The sequence below is a fragment of the Billgrantia ethanolica genome, assembly GCF_021404305.1.
In the GTDB taxonomy this organism is placed as follows: Bacteria; Pseudomonadota; Gammaproteobacteria; order Pseudomonadales; family Halomonadaceae; genus Halomonas; species Halomonas ethanolica.
This window is the reverse complement of record NZ_JABFTX010000001.1, coordinates 334,179-355,366: the sequence shown is the minus strand read 5'-3', so window position 1 is coordinate 355,366 and position 21,188 is coordinate 334,179. Positions and strand designations below refer to the sequence as shown.

The 21,188-nt window shown below is 65.0% G+C and carries 18 protein-coding genes; 4 read left to right on the top strand and 14 right to left on the bottom strand.

Features of this window, described 5'->3' with window-relative positions; genetic code table 11:
- Positions 1 to 897: a cysteine synthase CysM gene (gene cysM, locus HOP53_RS01620; RefSeq protein WP_234268392.1), complete on the bottom strand. Its 897-nt coding sequence runs from the start codon at positions 895 to 897 to the stop codon at positions 1 to 3.
- A gap of 117 nt (positions 898 to 1,014) precedes the next feature.
- Here cysM and HOP53_RS01615 point away from each other — a divergent pair, with 117 nt between their 5' ends.
- Positions 1,015 to 3,723: an ATP-binding protein gene (locus HOP53_RS01615; protein WP_234268391.1), complete on the top strand. Its 2,709-nt coding sequence runs from the start codon at positions 1,015 to 1,017 to the stop codon at positions 3,721 to 3,723.
- A gap of 49 nt (positions 3,724 to 3,772) precedes the next feature.
- Here the strand turns inward: HOP53_RS01615 and pdxJ are convergent, their stop codons facing one another.
- From pdxJ to rpoE, 10 genes are all read right to left on the bottom strand, one after another.
- Entirely contained in the window at positions 3,773 to 4,567 is a 795-nt protein-coding gene (gene pdxJ / locus HOP53_RS01610) for a pyridoxine 5'-phosphate synthase (RefSeq protein ID WP_234268390.1), read from the bottom strand.
- A 32-nt stretch (positions 4,568 to 4,599) separates the two neighbouring features.
- Positions 4,600 to 5,301 carry a DNA repair protein RecO gene (gene recO / locus HOP53_RS01605; protein ID WP_234268389.1) on the bottom strand — a complete coding sequence of 234 codons (702 nt, stop codon included), beginning with the start codon at positions 5,299 to 5,301 and terminating at the stop codon, positions 4,600 to 4,602.
- A gap of 49 nt (positions 5,302 to 5,350) precedes the next feature.
- Positions 5,351 to 6,250 (bottom strand): GTPase Era, encoded by a 900-nt coding sequence (gene era / locus HOP53_RS01600; protein ID WP_234268388.1) that lies wholly within the window; start codon positions 6,248 to 6,250, stop codon positions 5,351 to 5,353.
- Positions 6,247 to 6,939, bottom strand: a complete 693-nt coding sequence (gene rnc / locus HOP53_RS01595) for a ribonuclease III (protein WP_234268387.1) — start codon at positions 6,937 to 6,939, stop codon at positions 6,247 to 6,249. Before rnc ends, era begins: the two co-directional genes overlap by 4 nt.
- Before the next feature lie 24 nt (positions 6,940 to 6,963).
- Positions 6,964 to 7,767 (bottom strand): signal peptidase I, encoded by an 804-nt coding sequence (gene lepB / locus HOP53_RS01590; RefSeq protein WP_234268386.1) that lies wholly within the window; start codon positions 7,765 to 7,767, stop codon positions 6,964 to 6,966.
- Between the two features lie 13 nt (positions 7,768 to 7,780).
- Complete coding sequence (gene lepA / locus HOP53_RS01585; RefSeq protein WP_234268385.1) at positions 7,781 to 9,598, bottom strand: translation elongation factor 4; 1,818 nt, start codon at positions 9,596 to 9,598, stop codon at positions 7,781 to 7,783.
- Between the two features lie 201 nt (positions 9,599 to 9,799).
- The gene (locus tag HOP53_RS01580) at positions 9,800 to 11,233 is read right to left on the bottom strand and encodes a DegQ family serine endoprotease (protein ID WP_234268384.1); all 1,434 of its coding nucleotides are present in this window, start codon (positions 11,231 to 11,233) and stop codon (positions 9,800 to 9,802) included.
- Between the two features lie 221 nt (positions 11,234 to 11,454).
- Positions 11,455 to 12,426, bottom strand: a complete 972-nt coding sequence (locus tag HOP53_RS01575) for a MucB/RseB C-terminal domain-containing protein (RefSeq protein WP_234268383.1) — start codon at positions 12,424 to 12,426, stop codon at positions 11,455 to 11,457.
- Positions 12,427 to 12,473: 47 nt separating this feature from the next.
- Positions 12,474 to 13,184, bottom strand: a complete 711-nt coding sequence (locus tag HOP53_RS01570) for a sigma-E factor negative regulatory protein (RefSeq protein WP_234268382.1) — start codon at positions 13,182 to 13,184, stop codon at positions 12,474 to 12,476.
- A 182-nt stretch (positions 13,185 to 13,366) separates the two neighbouring features.
- Positions 13,367 to 13,972 carry an RNA polymerase sigma factor RpoE gene (rpoE, locus tag HOP53_RS01565; protein ID WP_234268381.1) on the bottom strand — a complete coding sequence of 202 codons (606 nt, stop codon included), beginning with the start codon at positions 13,970 to 13,972 and terminating at the stop codon, positions 13,367 to 13,369.
- Between the two features lie 298 nt (positions 13,973 to 14,270).
- On the opposite strand from rpoE, the gene HOP53_RS01560 reads away from it, so the two are divergent.
- A complete protein-coding gene (locus tag HOP53_RS01560; protein ID WP_234268380.1) occupies positions 14,271 to 15,347 on the top strand; it encodes a 3-deoxy-7-phosphoheptulonate synthase in 1,077 nt (358 codons plus the stop codon).
- 81 nt (positions 15,348 to 15,428) lie between these two features.
- On the opposite strand, the gene dinG is transcribed toward HOP53_RS01560, so the two are convergent.
- Together dinG and rhlB are read right to left on the bottom strand one after the other, a co-directional pair.
- On the bottom strand, positions 15,429 to 17,561 hold the full coding sequence (gene dinG, locus HOP53_RS01555; protein ID WP_234268379.1) for an ATP-dependent DNA helicase DinG: 2,133 nt from the start codon (positions 17,559 to 17,561) through the stop codon (positions 15,429 to 15,431).
- Between the two features lie 5 nt (positions 17,562 to 17,566).
- The gene (gene rhlB / locus HOP53_RS01550) at positions 17,567 to 18,841 is read right to left on the bottom strand and encodes an ATP-dependent RNA helicase RhlB (protein WP_234268378.1); all 1,275 of its coding nucleotides are present in this window, start codon (positions 18,839 to 18,841) and stop codon (positions 17,567 to 17,569) included.
- Between the two features lie 143 nt (positions 18,842 to 18,984).
- Here rhlB and HOP53_RS01545 point away from each other — a divergent pair, with 143 nt between their 5' ends.
- Together HOP53_RS01545 and xthA are read left to right on the top strand one after the other, a co-directional pair.
- Complete coding sequence (locus tag HOP53_RS01545; protein ID WP_234268377.1) at positions 18,985 to 19,245, top strand: hypothetical protein; 261 nt, start codon at positions 18,985 to 18,987, stop codon at positions 19,243 to 19,245.
- A complete protein-coding gene (gene xthA, locus HOP53_RS01540) occupies positions 19,242 to 20,075 on the top strand; it encodes an exodeoxyribonuclease III (RefSeq protein WP_234268376.1) in 834 nt (277 codons plus the stop codon). Before HOP53_RS01545 ends, xthA begins: the two co-directional genes overlap by 4 nt.
- A gap of 30 nt (positions 20,076 to 20,105) precedes the next feature.
- On the opposite strand, the gene HOP53_RS01535 is transcribed toward xthA, so the two are convergent.
- Positions 20,106 to 21,185, bottom strand: coding sequence for a hypothetical protein (locus tag HOP53_RS01535; RefSeq protein WP_234268375.1), 1,080 nt, complete (start codon positions 21,183 to 21,185; stop codon positions 20,106 to 20,108).
- Positions 21,186 to 21,188 lie beyond the last annotated feature (3 nt).

Sequence of the window (21,188 nt, the reverse complement as noted above, 5' to 3'; positions counted from 1 at the left end):
TCAAACCTCCGGGGCGAACAGCCCAGTCGAGAGATAACGATCGCCGCGATCGCAAACGATGAACACGATCACGGCATTCTCGACCTCTTCGGCGACGCGCAGCGCACCGGCCAGGGCACCGCCGGAGGAGACACCGGCCAGAATCCCTTCCTCGCGCGCCAGGCGACGCATGTGCTCCTCGGCTTCGTGCTGGCCGATGTCGAGCACCCGATCGACACGGGTGGCATCGAAGATGCTCGGCAGGTACTCCTTCGGCCAGCGGCGGATACCGGCGATACTGGCGCCATCCTCCGGCTGCAGACCGATGATCTGCACCTCCGGATTGCGCTCCTTGAGATAGCGCGACACGCCCATGATGGTACCGGTGGTACCCATGGAGCTGACGAAGTGCGTGATGGTGCCGTCGGTCTGCTCCCACAGTTCGGGGCCGGTGCCGCGATAGTGGGCCAGCGGGTTGTCGGGATTGGCGAACTGATTGAGCGGTTTGCCTTCGCCCCGCGACACCATGGCTTCGGCCAGGTCGCGGGCCTCCTCCATGCCGCCCTCCTTGCTCACGGTGATCAGTCTGGCGCCATAGGCGGCCATGGCCTGCTTGCGCTCGCTGGAGGCGCTGTCGGGCATGATCAGCACCATGCGGTAGCCCTTGATGGCAGCCGCCATGGCCAGAGCGATGCCGGTGTTGCCGGAGGTGGCTTCGATCAGCGTATCGCCCGGCGTGATGTCGCCGCGCGCCTCTGCCTGCTCGAGCATCGACAGCGCCGGACGGTCCTTGACCGAGCCTGCTGGATTGTTGCCCTCGAGCTTGGCGAGCAGCGTGTTGTTGCGTCCCGCGGTGATTCGCTTGAGTCGCACCAGCGGCGTGTGGCCGACGACATCCTCGATGGTGGGGAACTGCATGTAAGCGTCCTTAGGCTAACGTCTTTTCCGTAGTATATCCGCGCCGTCATCGACTGGACAGGCATGCCCCGTCAATGTGGCATACTGAAAGCGCTGGCCCGTTATCAAGGAACGTCGATGTCGCTCGGAAATCGCCTGACACTATGGATCCTGTGTCTTCCCCTGCTGGTTCTATTGCTCATAAGCATCTTCCTGCTCAAGCAGGATACCGAGTGGCGCAAGGCGGCCCTGCGTGACCGCATCGTCACCGCTGTCGAGCAGCAGAATCCGGAAATGGCACAGGCTCTGTTCGATGGAGCCCAGTCCCGGCTCGACGGCATGGCCCGGCGCCTGCTGGAAATCGAGGAGACACGCGGTGTCGGTATCTACACCGATGAAGGTCTGATCGAGCTGGAGATGGGCCGCAATCGCGCCCAGGTGGCCACCTCGCCGCCGCACACGACGCAACTCGACACCAGCGGCGATTTGTGGCGGCTGATGATGCCCCTGGCCATGGCCAATGGCGAGGTCACCGCCATGCCTCAGGCGTGGCTGGAACTGGACATCGACACCCGCGCGCTCACGCTGGATTACTATCGGCGTCTGGCCACTGCTGGCCTGGGGCTGCTGCTGCTGGGGCTACTGCTGTTCGTGATTGCCTCCGCCCTGGGCCGCCGGCTCGACTCCAGCCTGGACAACGCCGCCGAAGCGCTGAGACGCCTGCGCAGCGGCGACCTGGATATCCGCCTGCCGGAAGAGGGCGCCCCGGAGCTGCGCCGCCTGGCGCGTCACGTGAACGCCCTGGGCGACGAGATGCAGCAATCCCGGGAGAACACGCAACGCCAGATCGAGCAGACCACGTCCGAGCTGGAAGAATCGATGGAAACCATCGAGATCAAGAACATCGAGCTCGACCTGGCACACCGCAGAGCGCTGGAAGCCAACCGTATCAAGTCCGAGTTCCTGGCCAGCATGAGTCACGAGATCCGCACCCCACTCAACGGCATCGTCGGCTTCTGTCGGCTGCTGGGACGCTCGCGACTGGAACCGCGTCAGCGCGAGTGGCTCGATCAGGTGCAGGTCGCCTGCGACAACCTGCTGGCTCTGGTCAATGACGTGCTGGACTTCTCGCGCATGGAAGCTGGCCGTCTGGAGCTGGATCGCGCTGAGCTGGACATGGTCTCGCTGGTTGACGAGGCGCTCGCGCTTCAGGCTCCGCTGGCCCATCAGAAAGGGCTCCATCTGCTGGGCCTGGTCTACGACGACGTGCCCTCGCCGCTGCGCGGCGACCCGCTGCGCATTCGTCAAGTACTGACCAATCTGACCCACAACGCTCTCAAGTTCACCGAGCAGGGCGAGGTCATCGTTCGAGTCATGGTTGAGGAACAACCCGACGACGAACACGTTCTCCTGCGTGTCAGCATCAGCGATACCGGCATCGGACTCACGTCGCAGGAGCAGCACAATCTCTTCCAGGCTTTCCGCCAGGCCGCCGCCAGCCATCCCCGGCAATACGGCGGTTCTGGCCTTGGCCTGGCCATCAGTCGGCAGTTGGTCGAACAGATGGGAGGACAGATCACCGTGGAGAGCGAGCCCTCGCGCGGTTCGACCTTCTCCTTCACCCTGCCGCTGGACGTCGTGGGCAACGGCATCGAGACAAGCGACGACATCCTGGACGGCAGCCGGGTCGCCCTCTTCGAGCCCCATGCCCCGACCCGCCACGCACTGAACCATTTGCTCACCCTGTGGGGTGGGCAGGTGGAAGAAATTCACCAGCCGGATCTGCTGCCGCCCGCCCCCGCGCTGCTCGTCGCCGCGCTCCCCACCGAACTGAATGCCGATGTGGTCGAGGAGTGGCGCGCTCGGCTCCAGGCCTGCCCCTGCCCGGCACTGCTGCTGATCAACATGGCGCCGCTGGAGCTGCCCGACCTGCACCTGCCACGCGGCTGTGAGATTCTGTGCAAGCCGGTTTCACGCCAAGCCCTTGCCGATGCATTGCGCCGCTGCAACTCGGCGCAGCGTCGCCCCGCCATCGAAGCGCAACGGCAGCACAAGGCACGAATCCTGGTGGTGGACGACAATACGATCAACCGGCGACTGCTGCGCGAACTGCTGCAGCGACCCGGCCTGGAGCTGGCCGAAGCCGGCAGCGGCGAAGAAGCCTTGGCCCTGGCCGAAGGCGAGACCTTTCATCTGGTGCTGATGGACATCCGCATGCCGGGAATGGACGGCGTCGAAGCGACCCAGGCGTTGCGCCGATTGGGTGGGCACTGGGCGCGCTGCCCCATCATCGCCGTGACCGCTCATGCTCACGACAGCGAGCGAACGCGCCTCCAGGCGGCCGGCATGCAGGAAATTCTGATCAAGCCGGTGGACTCCAATCGCCTCGAAACCATCCTGCAGCGCCATCTCGGCTTCGTGCCGCCACTCCCCGCTAACGCTCCCGCCCCTGCCTTGCCAGCGGGACGTGAAAAAGACGTCGCCGCGGACCTGGCAGTCGTCGACCTGGAGCTGGGCACGCGACTGGCGAATGGCAGCGAGAGCCTGGCCTATGAACTGCTCGGCGAGCTAGCGGCCTCACTGCCCGACACTCTCGAACAGCTGCGTGTAGCACTGGCCAGAGGCGATTCCGAGGCGCTGCTGGATGCCGTGCATGCCCTCAACGGCGCCTGCCGCTACTGCGGCGCACCCGAGCTGGCCCTGGTTGCCGAAACCCTGGAGACGCGGCTGCGTTCGCGGGGAATGTCGGAGGTCGCGTCGCTGCTGGAAGACCTGTTCAGCGCCATGGACAGGCTCAGCGAGTGGCATGCCCAGCGCCAGGAAGCGCCACCCAGCACCGCCAAATGAGCCTTGCTTCGTCGTCTAGCCCCGACCGTCGGCGTTATCGGCACCGGGGTCAATCGTTGTCGTCATGCTCATGATCATGGTCGTGCTCTTCGAGCGAAGCGACGAAGCCCGCCTCCTGCCCGGCGATGATCAGCCGTTTCATCTCGGCCACTGCCTCCTTGAGCCCGACGAACAGCGCCCGGGCAATGATGGCATGGCCGATATTGAGTTCGTGCAGGCCCGGAATGGCAGCGATCGCCTCGACGTTGTGGTAGTTCAACCCATGCCCGGCATTCACCGTCAGCCCCAGCTCGAGTGCCATCTCCGTCGCCGCCGTCAACCGCGCGTGCTCCTCGCGCGCCGCCTGCCCGGAGCGCTCGGCATAGGTCCCGGTATGCAGTTCGATGACCGGCGCCCCGGCGCGCTTGGCCGCTTCGATCTGACTCGGCTCGGGATCGATGAACAGGGAAACCTCGCAGTCCGCCGCCGCCAGACGTCGGCAGGCATCGGCTACGGCAGCAAAGTTGCCCACCACGTCCAGCCCACCTTCGGTAGTCAGCTCCTCGCGTTTCTCGGGAACCAGGCAAACGTGCGCCGGGCGCACCTCCTCGGCCAGCACCAGCATCTCCTCGGTGACGGCCATCTCCAGGTTCATGCGCGTATTGAGCACTTCGGCCAGCAGGCGCACGTCGCGCGTCTGGATGTGTCGCCGATCTTCTCGCAGGTGCACGGTGATACCGTCGGCGCCGGCTTCCTCTGCCAGCAGCGCTGCCTGAACCGGATCGGGATAGCGCGTGCCGCGCGCCTGACGCAGCGTGGCAATGTGGTCGATGTTGACGCCAAGCAGAATGCGCGGGGGATGCATGGTGGCCTCCAGCGGCTGGTCGAATGAATGGGTCAGTGTGAGGGGGGGCGGCGCCGCTCGGCAAGCTGACGCATCAGCTCACGGGAACGCAGCGGCCGCGTGCCAAGCAAAGGCGCCAACGCCGCCCGCGCCACCGCCTTGGCCGGGCCGGCCAGCCCGGGAGCCGCCCAGTCGCCGCCGGCCAGCAAGCGCAGGGTGCGACCATCGATCCCTGGCGAGCCGGGTATGAAGGCGCGCGAGGCGGCATCGAAACGGTAGCGTCCCTGGGGGTCCAGCTCCTCGCCTTCGGGCGTGGTGTAGCGCGGCATGGCGTCCAGCGCATCGAGCAGCGTGAACTCCAGGCGCCGCAGCGCCATGGCACGCCCATCGGGACGCGGCAGTGCCTCGAGCAGGGCCGTATAAAAAGCGAACACGTCCGGTACGGGCAGCTCCACCGGCAGCGTTCGCGTCAGCAGTTCATTGGCGTAAAGTCCGCACAGTAGCCCTTCCCCGGCCAGCAGCGCCGCCGCGCCACGACTCTCCATCAGGCGCAGACGCTTGAGCTCCCCTTCTCCCACCCAGGTGACGTGCAGCGGGGCAAAGGGCTGCAGCCTGCCCCGCGAGCGTGAGCCCGGACGCTGCACGCCCTGGGCCACCGCCCGCACGCGACCGTGCTCGAGGGTCAGCAGCTCGACCAGAGCGCTGGTCTCGCGATAGGGACGCTTGTGGAGAAGAAAGGCCGGCTGCGGCTGCATGATGAATCGCCTGAACGAGAGAGGGCAAGCGCAGACAGGTTCGGAAGTATCAGTCCAGGTCGTAGCCGAGGCTCTTCAGCGCTCTCTCGTCGTCCGACCAGCCGCGCTTCACCTTGACCCAGAGATTGAGCATCACCTTGGCGTCGAGCGCACGCTCCATGTCGAGCCGCGCCTCACGACCGATGTTCTTGATCCGCTCGCCCTTGTCTCCGATGAGGATCTTCTTCTGGCCGGCGCGCTCCACCAGGATCAGGGCGCTGATGTGCACCACCCTACCCTCGTCGCGGAACTCCTCGATCTCGACCGTCACCTGATAGGGCAACTCGTCGCCGAGCTGACGCATGATCTTCTCGCGCACCAGTTCCGCCGCCAGGAAGCGCTGGCTCCTGTCGGTGACCTGGTCGTCGGGGAAGTGGTGGATGCCCTCGGGCAGATGCTTGGCGACCTCCGCCTCCAGCTCCGGTACGTTGGTACCGTGCTTGGCGGAAACGGGGATGATGGCGGCAAAGTCGCGGCGCGCGCCGACCTCGGCCAGCCACGGCAGCAGCGTGCTCTTGTCCTCGAGCCGGTCGACCTTGTTGACGGCCAGGATCACCGGCGCCTGGACGTGCTCCAGACGCGACAGCACCACCTGGTCCTCGTCGGTCCAGCGCGTGCGGTCGATGATGAAGACCACGCAATCGACATCGCGCAGGGCCTGAGTAGCGGCCTGGTTCATGAATCGGTTGATCGCCTTGTTGCGATCGCGACCCAGAATATGGATACCCGGCGTGTCGACGTAGATGAACTGCGCCTCGCCCTCGGTCTTGATCCCCATGACCTGATGGCGGGTCGTCTGCGGGCGACGCGAGGTGATCGATATCTTCTGGCCGAGGATGCGGTTCATCAGCGTCGACTTGCCGACGTTGGGACGACCGACGATGGCCACGAAGCCACAGGTCTGGCTCATGATTTCGCCCCCTTCTGGTTTTCGAGCTGGAGCAGGGCAAGCTCGGCGGCCTGCTGCTCGGCATGACGGCGACTGGAGCCGGTACCCAGGGTATGCGTCGCCAGCAGTTCGACGTGACACTCGACCGTAAAGGTCTGGTCATGTGCCTCGCCCTCGACGGACACCACATCGTAGCGCGGCAGCGGCGACTGGCGCGACTGCAGGAACTCCTGCAGCCGGGTCTTGGGATCCTTCTGAGTATCCTGCAGATCGATCGACTCCAGACGCTCGGCGTACCACGCCAGCACCCGGGTGCGCGCCACGTCCATGCCGGCATCGAGATAGATGGCGCCAAGCACGGCTTCCACCGCATCGGCCAGGATCGAATCGCGCCGATGACCGCCGCTCTTCATCTCACCCGAGCCAAGCCGCAGGCACTCGCCGAACGACATCTCCCGGGCCAGTTCGGCCAGGGTCTGGCCGCGAACCAGGCGCGCCCGCAGGCGCGAAAGCTGACCTTCGCGAGCCTGAGGAAAACGCTCGTAGAGTGCCTCGGCAATCACGAAGTTGACGATGGAGTCGCCGAGAAACTCGAGCCGCTCGTTGTTCTGGCCCCCAAAGCTACGGTGCGTCATGGCCAGTTCCAGCAGCGTGATGTCGCTGAAAGCGTGGCCGATGCGGCGGCTGAAGGCGGAAAGGGATTTGCTCACGAAATTCCTGTTATTGCTGATCCATCAATGGATGCGGCGAGCCTGGGTGAAACTGGGCAGGCCACCGTCCCAGTGCATCCATACGGCAAAGGCTCGGCCGACGACGTTCTCCTCGGGTACGAAGCCCCAGTAGCGGCTGTCGTTGGAGTGGTCTCGGTTGTCGCCCATGGTGAAGTAATGACCCTCGGGCACCACGATCTCGCGTACGCGAGGGCCCGGGTCACGTGGATTATTGTAGATACGATGACTGACCTCGCCCAGGCGCTCCTCCAGCAGCCACTCGCCCGGCGCGGTGGGCGGCGCTTCGTCCAGCACGCGCTTGGGCACGGGCTCGCCGTTGACGTACAGCTGCTTGTCTTCGTAGCGCACGGTATCGCCCGGCAGCCCCACCACACGCTTGATGAAGTTCACCGAGGGCTCGCTGGGAAAACGGAACACCATGACGTCGCCACGCTCGGGCTCACCCAACTCGACGATACGCGTGTGGGTCACCGGCAGACGCAAACCATAGGTGAACTTGTTGACCAGGATGAAGTCGCCCACTTCCAGGGTCGGACGCATGGAGCCCGAGGGGATCTGGAACGGCTCCACCAGGAAGCTGCGCAATAGCAGGACGACCAGCAATACCGGAAAGAACGAGCGCGCATAGTCGACCGGCCAGGGCTCCTTCATGGCCCGCTCGCGGGAGGCCTCGTCGAGCCCTTCCGTAGTGCCCGCCTCCACGGCGGCCAGTTTACGGCGACGCGCCGGCCGCCACCAAACCAGATCGAGCAGCCAGATCAATCCAGTGATGGCGACTGCCACCACCAGTAGCAAAGAGAAATCCATGTTATCGCCGGTCCTAGTCGTTCACCTTGAGTACGGCCAGGAAAGCGTCCTGGGGAATCTCCACCCGACCGACCTGTTTCATGCGCTTCTTGCCTGCCTTCTGTTTCTCGAGCAGCTTCTTCTTGCGCGTCACGTCCCCGCCGTAGCACTTGGCCGTCACGTTCTTGCGCAGTGCCTTGACCGTGGAGCGAGCCACCACCTGACCGCCGATGGCGGCCTGGATCGCCACGTCGAACATCTGGCGCGGGATCAGCTCCTTCATCTTCTCCACCAGCACCCGCCCCCGCGTGTGGGCATGGTCGCGGTGAATGATGACGGCCAACGCATCGACCCGGTCGCCGTTGATCAGCACGTCCAACCGCACCAGCTTGGCCGCCTCGAAGCGCTCGAAGTTGTAGTCCAGCGAAGCATAGCCCTTGGAAATGGACTTGAGCCGATCGAAGAAGTCCATCACCACTTCGGACATGGGCAGCTCATAGGTGAGCTGGATCTGGCTGCCGAGGAACTGCATGTCGAGCTGATTGCCGCGCCGGTTCTCGCACTCCATGATCACGTTGCCGACGAACTCCTGCGGCACCAGGATGCTGGCGCGTACGATCGGTTCGCGCATCTCGTCCACGTCGGCCATGTCGGGCAGCTTTGAGGGATTGGAGACGTATTTGACGTCACCGTTCTTCATTGCCAGTTCGTAGACCACCGTGGGTGCGGTGGTGAGCAGATCGAGGTCGTACTCACGCTCGAGCCGCTCCTGGATGATCTCCATGTGCAGCGTGCCGAGGAAGCCGACGCGAAAACCGAAACCCAGAGCATCGGAGTTCTCCGGCTCGTACTCCAGTGAGGCGTCGTTCAGCGCCAGCTTCTCCAGCGCATCGCGGAAGTCTTCGTAATCGTCGGCGCTGACCGGGAACATGCCGGCGTAGACCTGCGGCTTGACCTTCTGGAAGCCGGGCAAGCGCTCGACGTCCGGGGTCTTGGCGTGGGTGATGGTATCCCCCACCGGGGCACCGTGGATGTCCTTGATGCCGGCCACCACGAAGCCCACCTCACCGGCACGCAGGATGTTGGTTTCCTTGCGTATCGGAGTGAAGATGCCCACCTCGTTGGCCTGCCAGTCGCGACCGGTCGATTTGATGCGGATCTTCTCGCCCTTTTTCAGGGTGCCGTCGAAGATACGCACCAGCGACACCACGCCGAGGTAGTTGTCGAACCAGGAGTCGATGATCAGTGCCTGCAACGGCGCATCGGGATCGCCTTTGGGCGGCGGAATGTCACGCACCAGGCGTTCGAGCAACCCATCGATACCCAAACCGCTCTTTGCCGACACCTGGCAGGCATCGGTGGCGTCCAGTCCGATGATCTCCTCGATCTCATGGGAGACCTTGTCCGGGTCGGCCTGGGGCAGGTCCATCTTGTTGAGTACCGGCAGCACCTCGAGGCCCTGCTCGATCGCGGTATAGCAGTTGGCGACCGACTGCGCTTCGACGCCCTGAGCGGCGTCCACTACCAGCAGCGCCCCCTCGCAGGCATACAGCGAGCGCGATACTTCGTAGGAGAAGTCGACGTGACCCGGGGTGTCGATGAAGTTGAGCTGGTAGGTGTTGCCATCCTGGGCATGATAGTCCAGCGTGACCGACTGGGCCTTGATGGTGATGCCTCGCTCGCGCTCGAGGTCCATCGAGTCGAGCACCTGCTCCTTCAGTTCGCGCTCGGTCAGTCCGCCGCAGCTCTGGATCAGGCGATCTGCCAGGGTCGACTTGCCGTGGTCGATATGGGCAATGATCGAGAAGTTACGAATGTGCTTCAGTTTTCCGTTGCTTGCTTCGTTGCTCATCTAACCCAGTCCGGTATTCGACACGAGCGCGGCAGCGGCAATCTAGGTCGGCGCCCGTTCACGTCATATGAATTCAATGGCCGGTATTGTACCGGCATGGCCAAGGGTTGGACAGCACAGCCGCATGCAGCGGCAAAAACGACGACACCTCCCGCACGAGCGGGAGGTGTCGTCGCGATGGCCGGTGGCCTTGGCCGCTGCTTAGCCGTTGCCCAGACGCAGTGCCACGAACAGTGAGCGTCCCTCACGGTAGAGACGCACCGGCACGGCGCGATCACCAGGCAATCTTTCGACCAGCTCGCGCAGCTGAGCTGGCTCCTCCACGGCATGATGATCGATGCTTACGATCACGTCACCAGGCCGAATGCCGGCATCGGCAGCCGCCCCACGGGGGTCGACCTCACGCACCACCACTCCGCTGTCGATGCCGAGCCGCTGACGCTCGGCATCCTCGAGCTCGGCCACGGCGATGCCCAGGCGGGCCTGAGCATCGGATTCACCGCCGCGGCGCGCCTGCTCGGTCTGCTCGCTATCCGGCCAGTCGCCGATGGTGACGGCAATCTCCTGGCGCTCACCGTCACGCATGATGGTCAATTCGGCATCGTTGCCCGGCGTGACCCGCCCGATCAGGCGCGGCAGGTTGCGCGAACGCTCGACCTCCTCGCCGTCGACCTCGAGCACGATGTCACCCGCCTGCAGCCCGGCACGCGCGGCCGGACCTTCGGGGTCGAGGTCGGCAATCAGAGCACCGCTGGCGCTGTCCATGCCGAACGACTCGGCCAGGTCGCGCGATACCGGCTGGATCATCACGCCGAGCCAGCCGCGACGCACGCGGCCGTCATCCCGCAGCTGATTGGCGACGTCCATGGCCACGTTGATGGGAATCGCGAACGACACGCCCATGAAGCCGCCGCTACGGGTGAAAATCTGCGCATTGATGCCCACGACCTCGCCGTCGAGATTGAACAGCGGCCCACCGGAGTTTCCTGGATTGATGGCAACGTCGGTCTGGATGAAAGGCACGTAGGCATCGCGCGGCAGGGTACGATTGATGGCGCTGATGATACCCGCAGTCACCGAGTGGTCGAAACCGAACGGCGAACCGATGGCCGCCACCCATTCGCCTACGCGCAGCCGGTCGGAATCCCCCATGCGCAGCGTCGGCAGGTCGGAAGCATCGACCTTGAGCAGCGCCACGTCGGTTTGGCTATCCGCACCGATCAGCTCGGCTTCGAGCTCGCGGCGGTCGTTGAGACGCACGAGGATTTCGTCGGCTCCGTCTACCACGTGGGCATTGGTGAGGATATAGCCATCTTCACTGATGATGAAACCGGAGCCCAGGGATTGGCGCTCTTGTCCCCGGCCCGGCCCACCGCCTCCCCCACCGGGCGGCGCCGGGAAACGGTCGCCGAAGAAGTGGCGGAAGATGTCCGGAATGTCCTGTCCGCCGAAATCTTCGAACCCCTGAGTGCGCCCCGGCATCATGCGGGTAGTCGAGATGTTGACCACGCCGGGGGCCGCCTGCTCGACCAGCACGGTGAAATCGGGCAGCTCGCGGGCAACGGCAGACTGCCATGACAGCAGCATGGCCACAAGCAGCGCCCAAAGAGAGACCTGTCGCGTCAATGGCTTCATGAGAGCTCCTGCATCAGCATTTCATTATCTATAGCGGAACTTACTGTTCCCAGGGAAAACATGATGTCCCTGGGTGTAACTCGCATCCCTGGCGGTAACTCATCTCCCTTGCGGTAACTCATTTCCCTTGCGGTAATTGCGGCGGCCCGGATCGCTTTTCAAGGCGTCTCAAGGTGTCGCAGCGCCCGGACTCCAGGCCACGACGCCCTTGGCGGGCCGATTCACTCCGGCGCCTCGGATGCTTCGCCCCAGGAGAGACTTTCCGCCACCTGGGCCAGCACCCGCGGCGGCAATTCACCCATTGCCACCACCTGCATGGGCCGACCGCCCACCGCGACATGGCGTACCACGGCGAGCGAAATTCCCAGACGATGCAGCCCGGGAATCAATCGCTCCCGCCCCTCCTCGATCGGCTCGACGAACAGACTCAGCGTAGAGAGGCCGTCGCTGTAGATGCGATGACCAACCTCCGGGTCGTGCCGGTCGGTCTGCGTATCGACCGGCTGATCGAGAAAGCCATTGGGCAACCAGCCAGCCCCCCAGGCTTGCTGTGGCGGCGCGGGAGTTGCATCGAGCACCACTCCGCCTTGGTAAAGCTGCGGTGGTTGAAGCTCGGTCAGTTGGAACGTCTCGACAACACGCCCTCGGTCGTCGATCAACTCGCGCTTGAGCGGCAAGGCAGTGTCTTCGTCGAGCCAAAGGCGATGGCCGAAGCGCAAACCGTCCAACGGCTCGATATCCAGACGAACCGCACTGCGATTGGCGATACGCTCATCGCTGCCCATGGAGAGGCGGTAATACTGTTCGATATGCCGGGCCATGCCTGCCGGCGAAGCGGGGACCTCCGGGTCGCCGTTGGACCAGCTCATGCGACCGATGTGGCCACGGCGCTCGAAGAATACGGGAGGACCGTCGAGGAAACGCGCTACTTCGCGCTCGACACCGTCCTGGATGTCGCGGGAGAGCGCCAGGGTACGAACGCCATCGATGCCGATGCGTACCGCTCGCGCCTGGAAGACATGACAGTGACCCGCCCACAGACTGCGCTCGAACCACTCCACGGGCGATTCGGGACGCTCCCACTCGGCCAGCTGACGGCAGTCGAAGTGCTCGGTCTCGGTTGGCTCATCCGCCGCTTCTGCAATCGCCGCCGACGTTTCTGCAATCGCGACGGCACCGTAAGCCAGGAGCAAGACACCGCTCAACGCAGCCAGGCACCTGGCGTTACGCCTGCTTACCATCAGCGCTGCCCCAGCGTCTCGTTACCCGAAGCCCGCAGGAGTGGCATCCAGACGTCGCCGCTCAGGTTGGTGGCCCCCTGAGAGTGACGGTCGAGATATGACTGCAGCAAGCGCGCCTGCTCCTGGTCGGTGCTGCGGGACTGGCGCGGGTTGGGAGTCATGAACAGGGGATTGTCGAAGCTGGCGCCGACCGGCATCACGCCGCCTGCCTGACCGCCCGACAGCGCCGGAGAGAATAACGGCATGCCAACGGGGGTGGCCTGACTGCCGCCTCCGGCCTGTGCCACGAGGTTGCGCTGAGTCTGGCCTGCAGCTGCGGGGACTTGGTTGTCGGCCAGCTCGGATTCACCGCCCGTGCGAGTGAAATCGGTGCCGTTGTAGAACTGCACCCCGGTGATCACCATCAGCGTGACCGCCGCCGCAATGCCTGCGCTGCGAGCGAAGGGCTGCATGCGACGCGGTGCAATACGAGGCGCTTCCATTTCGGGCACCGGCTCGGCATGGAGCCTGGCCATGATGCCGGCCGAGAGGTCCGTGCTGACATCGATGTCATGATCCCGCCGCATCACGCTGCGCATCAGATGATAGCGCCGCCAGGCTTCCGCCGCGTCCGGCTGCTCTTCGAGCGACTTGAGCGTCCGGCGAAGCTCGAGATCATCACCTTCGTTGTCCATCAGGGCAGAAAGCGATTCCCGTGCATTCTGACTCATTCCTCTACACCCCCACATCGACAAGGCACCCTGCCTTGCTACCAATGTTTTCCGGCATTCCCGAACGCACCGAAACGGAATGCCGACAGCCCATGATTTGCCGCTGTCATACTGCGGTCAATGCTTCAGACGTCATCGGCGCGAGACAGTTCAGCGCCGAGACGAAAACTTCTTGAAAAACTTCACTCGGTCACCGATTCCCGTGTCCGAGCCGTCTCCACCAGCGGCTGAATATGCTGATCCACCGCCTCACGAGCACGAAAGATCCTCGAGCGGACCGTCCCTACCGGACACTGCATGATATTGGCGATGTCCTCGTAGGAGAGCCCATCGAGTTCACGCAGGGTGATGGCCGTGCGCAGATCGTCGGGTAGATTTTCGATGGCCTCGAAGACGGCCGTCTCAAGTTGATCCCGGGCCAGCGACGACTCCGGGGTTTCGATATCGGCAAGTCGCCCGCTATGGTCGAGAATTTCGGCATCGACGATATCGAGATCGCTGCCTGGTGGGCGGCGCCCCTTCGAGACGAGATGGTTCTTTGCCGTATTGATGGCGATGCGATACATCCAAGTATAGAACGCGCTCTCGGCGCGAAACTTGCCCAGTGCACGATAGGCTTTGATGAAAGCCTCCTGGGCCACATCCTGCACTTCGGCGTGGTCCTGAACGTAGCGACCGATCAAGCCGATGATCTTGTGCTGATACTTCTTCACCAGCAGGTCGAAGGCACGCGTATCGCCCTGTTGCGCACGCTCCACGAGCTGCTGGTCGGTTTCCCGGTTGCCCATTCATGCCCTCCCCGACAGGGCAGCGCCCCGAGGCGGGATGCGGGTGTAAAGCGTCGTTGAATAATCTGCTTGCATGGTTTCAACCTGGAGCCCGTTGGCCGCTGAATGTCCCTGGACGTGGTCGTCCGTCCCGACAAGTGTTCCTCTTTCTTGGCCGCGCATCAAGCCGGCCGCCATGCTGCCGGCGCTGAGACCCCTCCAGCCGCTTCGGGTTCCGTTCCGATTGCCGATTATTCCCCCGGCGGGTGTATAGTAGTTCATCTTATTGCCTTCAACGCATCACGACACAGGTAGCAACATGTCAGATCAGCAGGTCAGCAACCTCAACGTCCTTTCCCAGGACGTACTGATCACTCCCGAAGCCCTCAAGAACGAGATCCCCCTCGGTGACGTCGCCGAGAGAACGGTGATCGAGGGTCGCCGGACCATTCAGAACATTCTCGACGGCAGCGACCCGCGCCTGCTCGTCGTGGTCGGCCCCTGCTCGATCCACGACGTCGACGCCGCCCTCGACTATGCGCGCCGCCTGCGCCGCCTGGCCGACGAGGTCAAGGACAGCCTGTTCATCGTGATGCGCGTCTATTTCGAGAAGCCGCGTACCACCGTCGGCTGGAAGGGCCTGATCAACGACCCGCACCTCAACGGCTCGTTCGAGATCGAGGAAGGGCTGCACATCGCCCGCAAACTGCTGGTGGAGCTCTCCGAGCTCGGCCTGCCGCTGGCCACCGAGGCGCTGGACCCGATCTCGCCACAGTACCTGCAGGACTGCATCAGCTGGTCGGCCATTGGCGCTCGCACCACCGAGTCCCAGACCCATCGCGAGATGTCCTCGGGCCTCTCCAGCCCGGTGGGCTTCAAGAACGGCACCGACGGCAGCCTCGACGTGGCCATCAACGCCTTGCAGTCGGTCTCGCATCCGCACAATTTCCTCGGCATCAACCAGAGCGGCCAGGTGGCGATCATCCGCACCCGCGGCAACGCTTACGCTCATGTGGTGCTGCGCGGCGGTAACGGCAAGCCCAACTACGACAGCGTCAGCGTGGCGCTGGCCGAGCAGGAGCTGAAGAAGGCCGGCATCAAGCCCAACATCATGATCGACTGCTCCCACGCCAACTCCAACAAGGACCCGGCGCTGCAGCCACTGGTGCTGGACAACGTCACCAACCAGATCCTCGAGGGCAACCGCTCGATCATGGGTCTGATGGTGGAATCCAATATCGGCTGGGGCAGCCAGAAGATCCTCGACGATCACAGTCAGATGCAGTACGGCGTTTCCGTCACCGATGCCTGCATCGACTGGGCCACCACCGAGGAGACCATGAGGCGCATGGCAAACAAGCTCAGTCCGGTGCTGGCGGAGCGACGCCAGGGCTGATAGCCAGGATTGACAGCCAGGATACAAGCAAGACCACAGAGAAAGAGGGCCCGCGCTGCGGGCCCTTGTCGTTGCGGGCCCCTACCCGTCGATCTCTCGCCTGAACGGCGGCAGCGCATCAAGCAGCGCCTGGCCGTAGCGCCGCGTGAGCACGCGTCGGTCAAGCAGCGTGATGCGCCCCTGATCGGCCTCCTTGCGGATCAGCCGGCCGCACGCCTGCACCAGTTTGATCGAGGCATCGGGCACGCTGATGCGCATGAAGGGATTGCCGCCCCGGCTCTCGATCCATTCGGCCAGAGTCGCCCCCACCGGATCGTCGGGCACGGCGAACGGCAGCCGCGTGATCACCACATGGGTGAGATAGTCGCCGGGCAGATCGATGCCCTCGGCGAAGCTCGCCAGGCCGAAGATCACACTGCCCTCGCCGCCATCCACCCGCGCCCGATGACGCTCGATGAGCTCGCGCTTGGGCAGGCGGTCCTGGGCCAAGACCCGCTCGCGCCACGTCGCCGGCAGCGCCTTCTCCACCGCACGCAGCTGCGCCCGCGACGAGAACAGCATCAGCACGGCTTCCTTGTCGCCCAGCCCGCTGACGAAATCGACGATGGCCCCCTCGTGGGCATCGCGGTCACCGGGGTCCACGGCCTGGCGCGGCACGCTCAGCACCGCACGGGAGTAATCGAAGGGGCTCGGCAAACGCTGGTAGCGGTAGCGGTTGGCCAGCCCGGCACGCTCCTGCAGGCGCTCGAAGCGACCCAGCGCGGTCAGCGTGGCCGAGGTCACCACCGCACCGAAGCAGCTGCCCCACAGACTCTTGGCCAGGGTCGGCGCGGCCGACACGGGGCTCGCCGAAAACGTCAGTTCCGGTTCACTGCCGAAGCGCTCCAGCGTCAACCAGCGCGCTCTTGGTGCTTCGCCATCCATATCGGTTTCGGCATACGCCTCCCACAGCCCGTGGGCCTCCAGCGCGCGGCCGTGCAACAGCGCCAGCAGCGGCAGCCACGCCTCGGCCTGCTCGCGTTCGAGCCCGGTGTGCTTGTCGGGGTCGAGGCTCTCACGCAGGATGTCGCTCATGGTTTCCAGCGTGCGAGAGAGTTCGGCGAAGCCCACCAGCAGATTGCCCGCATGCTCGCGCAGGGCCTCGGGAACGCGCCCCATCTCGAAGCGGTACTGATGATTCTCCTCATCTTCCGCGAGCCCATGCTGCCGCCCGGCCAGCTGATGACCCAGGGAATAGGCCTCACCCAGACGCGGCTCCAGCGCGGCGATGGTTTCCGGCAGCCCGGCCAGCAGCCGCGCGAGGGTCGGCTGTATCGCCAGCGCCTGGTTGAGTTCGGTCAGCGATTTCTTCAGGTTGCCCAGCCAGCGCAGCGTACCGTTGACGCCCACGCGGTGGGCGAAGTGGTTCAACGCCTTGTCCGGCAGGTGGTGGCCTTCGTCGAAGACGTAGATGCAGTCTCCCGGGGGCGGCAGCACCACGCCGCCGCCCAGCGACAGGTCGGCCAGCACCAGGTCGTGGTTGGCGACGATGATGTCGGCACTCTCGAGGTCGCGGCGGGCACGGAAAAAGGCGCAGGCGGCAAAATGACCGCAGCGGCGATTGGTGCACTGGCGATGGTCGATGGTCAGCCGCCGCCAGTCGCCGTCGTCGATGGCCACCGGCCAGCTCTCGCGATCCCCTTCCCAGCGGCCGCTGCCGTAGGCGTCGGCCATTTCCTGCACCAGCGCCTGGAAGTGGTCACCGCCCCCCTGCGCCAGGCTCTGCTCGAACAGCGACAGGGTCGGATTGCCCTCGACGCCATCGAGGGCCTGCTCCAGGCGCGTCAGGCAGAGGTAGCGACCGCGCCCCTTGGCCAGGGCGTAGTCGAAATCGAGGCCGCTGTGGGCCTTGAGAGTAGGCAGGTCCTGCAGCAGCACCTGCTCCTGCAAGGCAATGGTGGCCGTGGCCACCACCAGGCGCTTGCCCTTGGCCTTGGCCACCGGCAGCGCCGCCAGCAGGTAGGCCAGGGTCTTGCCGGTGCCGGTGCCCGCCTCGAGCACGCAGACGTGCTCGTCGGAGAGCCGCTTGCCGGCGTCGTCGGCCTCGATGCCGCCCAGGGTGCGGGCGATCTCGGCGATCATCAGCCGCTGGCCGTAGCGTGGCGTCAGCCCCTGGGCCTCCAGCACGCGACGGTAGGCGGCCTGTATCTCGCCCTTGAGGGCCTCGTCCAGCATGGCCGTTACAGCAGCCCCTCGGGCGGGTGCTCGCAGGGCAGCTTGTCCTGGATGTAGCGTTCGATCTCCGGCAGCGAGAAGGCATCCTCTTCGCCAACGAAGCTGATCGACACCCCGGTGGCCCCGGCGCGGCCGGTACGGCCGATGCGGTGGACGTAATCCTCCGGATCCTCGGGCAGGGTGTAATTGATCACGTGGCTGACATCCTCGATATGGATGCCGCGGCCGGCCACGTCGGTGGCTACCAGCACCTGCACCTCGCCCTCGCGGAAGCGCTCCAGGGTCTTGATGCGCTGATTCTGCGGCACGTCGCCGGAGAGCATGGCCACGTTGATATCGGCTTTCTTCAGCAGGCCCTCGAGCTTGCGCACCAGGTCGCGGCGATTGCCGAACACCATCACCCGGTCGAAGCTCTCCTGCTTCAACAGGTTGATCAGCAGGCGCTGCTTGTCGTCATCGCCGACCATGTAGACGCGCTGATCGATGTTGGCCTTGTTGTCCACCGTGACCTCGATCTCGACGTGGGTCGGCTGGTGGGTCCACTGGCTGGCCAGGTTGAGGATGTCATCGGAGAAGGTCGCCGAGAACAGGAAGGTCTGACGCTCTTCCTTCTTCGGCGTGTGGCGAATGATGCGCTTGACGTCGGGAATGAAGCCCATCGACAACATGCGATCGGCCTCGTCGAGCACCAGGATCTCGACCTGGGTGAGATCGACGTCGCGCTTCTCGTGGAAGTCGAGCAGGCGACCGGGAGTGGCGACCAGGATGTCGAGCCTCTTGCCCAGGTGCTCGCGCTGTTTCTGGTAGTCCATGCCGCCGACCACGCTGGCCACGTTGAGGTCGGTGAAGCGCGCCAATGCCTTGGCGTCCTTCTCGATCTGCAGCGCCAGCTCACGGGTCGGCGCCACGATCAGCGCACGCGGCGCACCGGGCTTTTGCCCATTTGGCGCCTCTTCCTCGAGGAAGTAGGCCAGGATCGAGATCAGGAAGGCAGCGGTCTTGCCGGTGCCGGTCTGGGCCTTGCCCACCACATCGCCACCCAGCAGGGTGTGGGTCAACGCTTCGGCCTGGATCGGCGTGCAGTACTCGAAGCCCAGGGCGTGGATGGCGCGCATCAGCGGCAGCGGCAGATCGAAGTCGTGAAAGCGCCACTTGCCCGCCACGGCAGGCACCTGAAACTGGCGCAGGTCCCAGTTGGACTGGCTGCGGCGCGGCTTGCGACGACGACGCTTGGGCTTGCGGTTCTCGGCCGGGGCTGTGGTCTGTTCCGACTCGCTCATAGGCTGTATGTCTTGTCCGTAGCAATGGGGTGAACTTCGTACAGCCGCATATTGTACCAGCCTATGGCGAGGAGGGCGCGCCTCTTGCATCGGGCTGGTAGAATGCCCACACATGCAGCTCTCCAAGATCAGGAGTCCGGCCAATGACCCGCCGTAAAAAGACCCGCTCGCTGGCCGACAAGGTGACCATCCGCACCGGCAAGCGCAAGGACTACAAGAAGTGGCGCCACGAAAACCCCGACCAGGTAACTTCGTCGCGTCGCTTCACCCAGAAGAAGCGCCAGCAGCGCAAGCTGCAGGCGGCACGCAAGCTGGCCCGCCAGGAACAGGGTGCCAGCATCGCCATCCACCCTGAGCCCGCCTCGGAACAGAGTGCAACGACTCGCGAGGAGCATGACGAGTGACACGCCTTGTCTCGTTCAACATCAACGGTCTGCGCGCCCGACTGCACCAGCTCGAGGCGCTGATCACCACCCACCAACCGTTGGTGATCGGCCTGCAGGAAACCAAGGTGCATGACGACGAGTTTCCCCGCGAAGCTGTCGAAGCCATGGGCTATCACGTCCACTACCACGGCCAGAAGGGCCACTACGGCGTCGCACTGATGTGCCACAAGACGCTCTGCCCGAGCGGGCCGGAAGAGGTCTTCTTCGGCCTGCCCGGCGACGGCGAGGAGTCCCAGCGCCGCCTGATCGGCGCGCGCCTGCGCACCGCCGACGGCGAAGCGCTGACCGTGTGGAACGGCTACTTCCCCCAGGGCGAGAACGTCGATCACCCCACCAAGTTTCCCAACAAGCGCGAGTTCTACGCGCAGCTGATCGCGCTGCTGCGGGAGCGCCATCGCCCCGACGAGCGACTGGTGGTGATGGGGGATTTCAACATCTCCCCCGAGGACATCGACATCGGCATCGGCGAGGACAACCGCAAGCGCTGGCTGCGCGAAGGCAAGACCAGCTTCCAGCCGATCGAGCGGGAGTGGCTCGGCACGCTCAAGGCATGGGGACTCAGCGACAGCTATCGGGTGCGTTACCCAGAGGTGGACGACCGCTTCAGCTGGTTCGACTATCGCTCCCGCGGTTTCGAACGCGAGCCCAGGCGCGGCCTGCGCATCGACTATATCCTGGTCACGGCACCGCTGGCCGAGCGCGTGCGCGATGCCGGCATCGACTACGACCTGCGTGGCATGGAGCGTCCTTCCGACCACGCCCCGGTGTGGACCGAGTTCGAACTCTGAGCCATTCCTGACCCACTGGCGCTCGGCTTGCTAGCGAGTCGAGAGCCAGTGTGGGTCGACTTCCGCCCCGCGGCGCTGGGCTTGCTGCATCGCCTCCTGCGCCAGCTCGAGCCGCCCCCAGCCATTGGCCAGCAGCGCCAGGCGCTGCCAGTCATCGCCTTTCTCGCTGCGCTGTGCCACCTCGCGCCAGGCCTCCAGCGCCCGTTCGCGGTCGCGGGCCTGCTCCCAGGCGCGGGCCAGCAGGCGCCGATTGTCCAGGGTGTCGGGCAGCACCTCGTCGGCCACCGCCGCTTCGAGATATTCCGCAGCCCGGGCCGGCGTGCCGGCAATCAGGTGCAGCTCGATGCGCTGACGCAGGTCCGTCTCTCCCTTCAGTACTCCCAGACGCCAGCCGGCTTCCCAGATGGCCGCAGCGCGCTGGGCATCGCCCAACCCTTGGGCCAGTGCCGCCGCCCGTCGCCAGGCCTCGGGCGGAGCCTCGGCCCCCAGGGTAGCCTCCAGCCTGGCCAGGGCCTCTTCGCCGCGCCCGGCGTGCTGGAACACGCTGGCAGCCAGCATCTGACGTCGCTCATCGGGAGCAGGGTCATCCGCCAGCGCACGCTCGACCCAACCCGCGGCCTCTTCCCAGCGTTGCAGCTCCGCCAGGGCACGCGCCAGACGCCAGCGGTCATCGCTGCTGCTAGCGTGGCGTTCATGCCAGTCGAGCCACAGCGCCACCGCCTCTTCGGTCTGCCCCGAGGCCAAGCGCAAACGTGCCTCCTCGCGCAGCCAGCGGTCGCGCTGAGAGAGCGGCGCCTCCTGCACCCGCCGCGCCTGGCGCAGCTGATCGGCAGCGGATTCGCTGCGCCCTGCCCCGGCTTCCGCCCCCGCCGCCAGTTGGCGATACAGCGCAGCGGCCCAGCGGTCGGCGGTGTTGCCACCTTCCAAACGTTGTGCCTGCGAGCGTGCGCGCTCGGCCACGCTGTCATGCTCGCCCTGCTGCAGCTGACGCTGGAGCTGCTCCAGATCGGCGATGATGTCGCCAGAAAGTGCCGGTGCATCGGCTTGCGCCGCGGCGGTCAGCAGCAGGCCGACACAGACGATCAGGCGAATCGCGGCTCGCATCTTCATGGC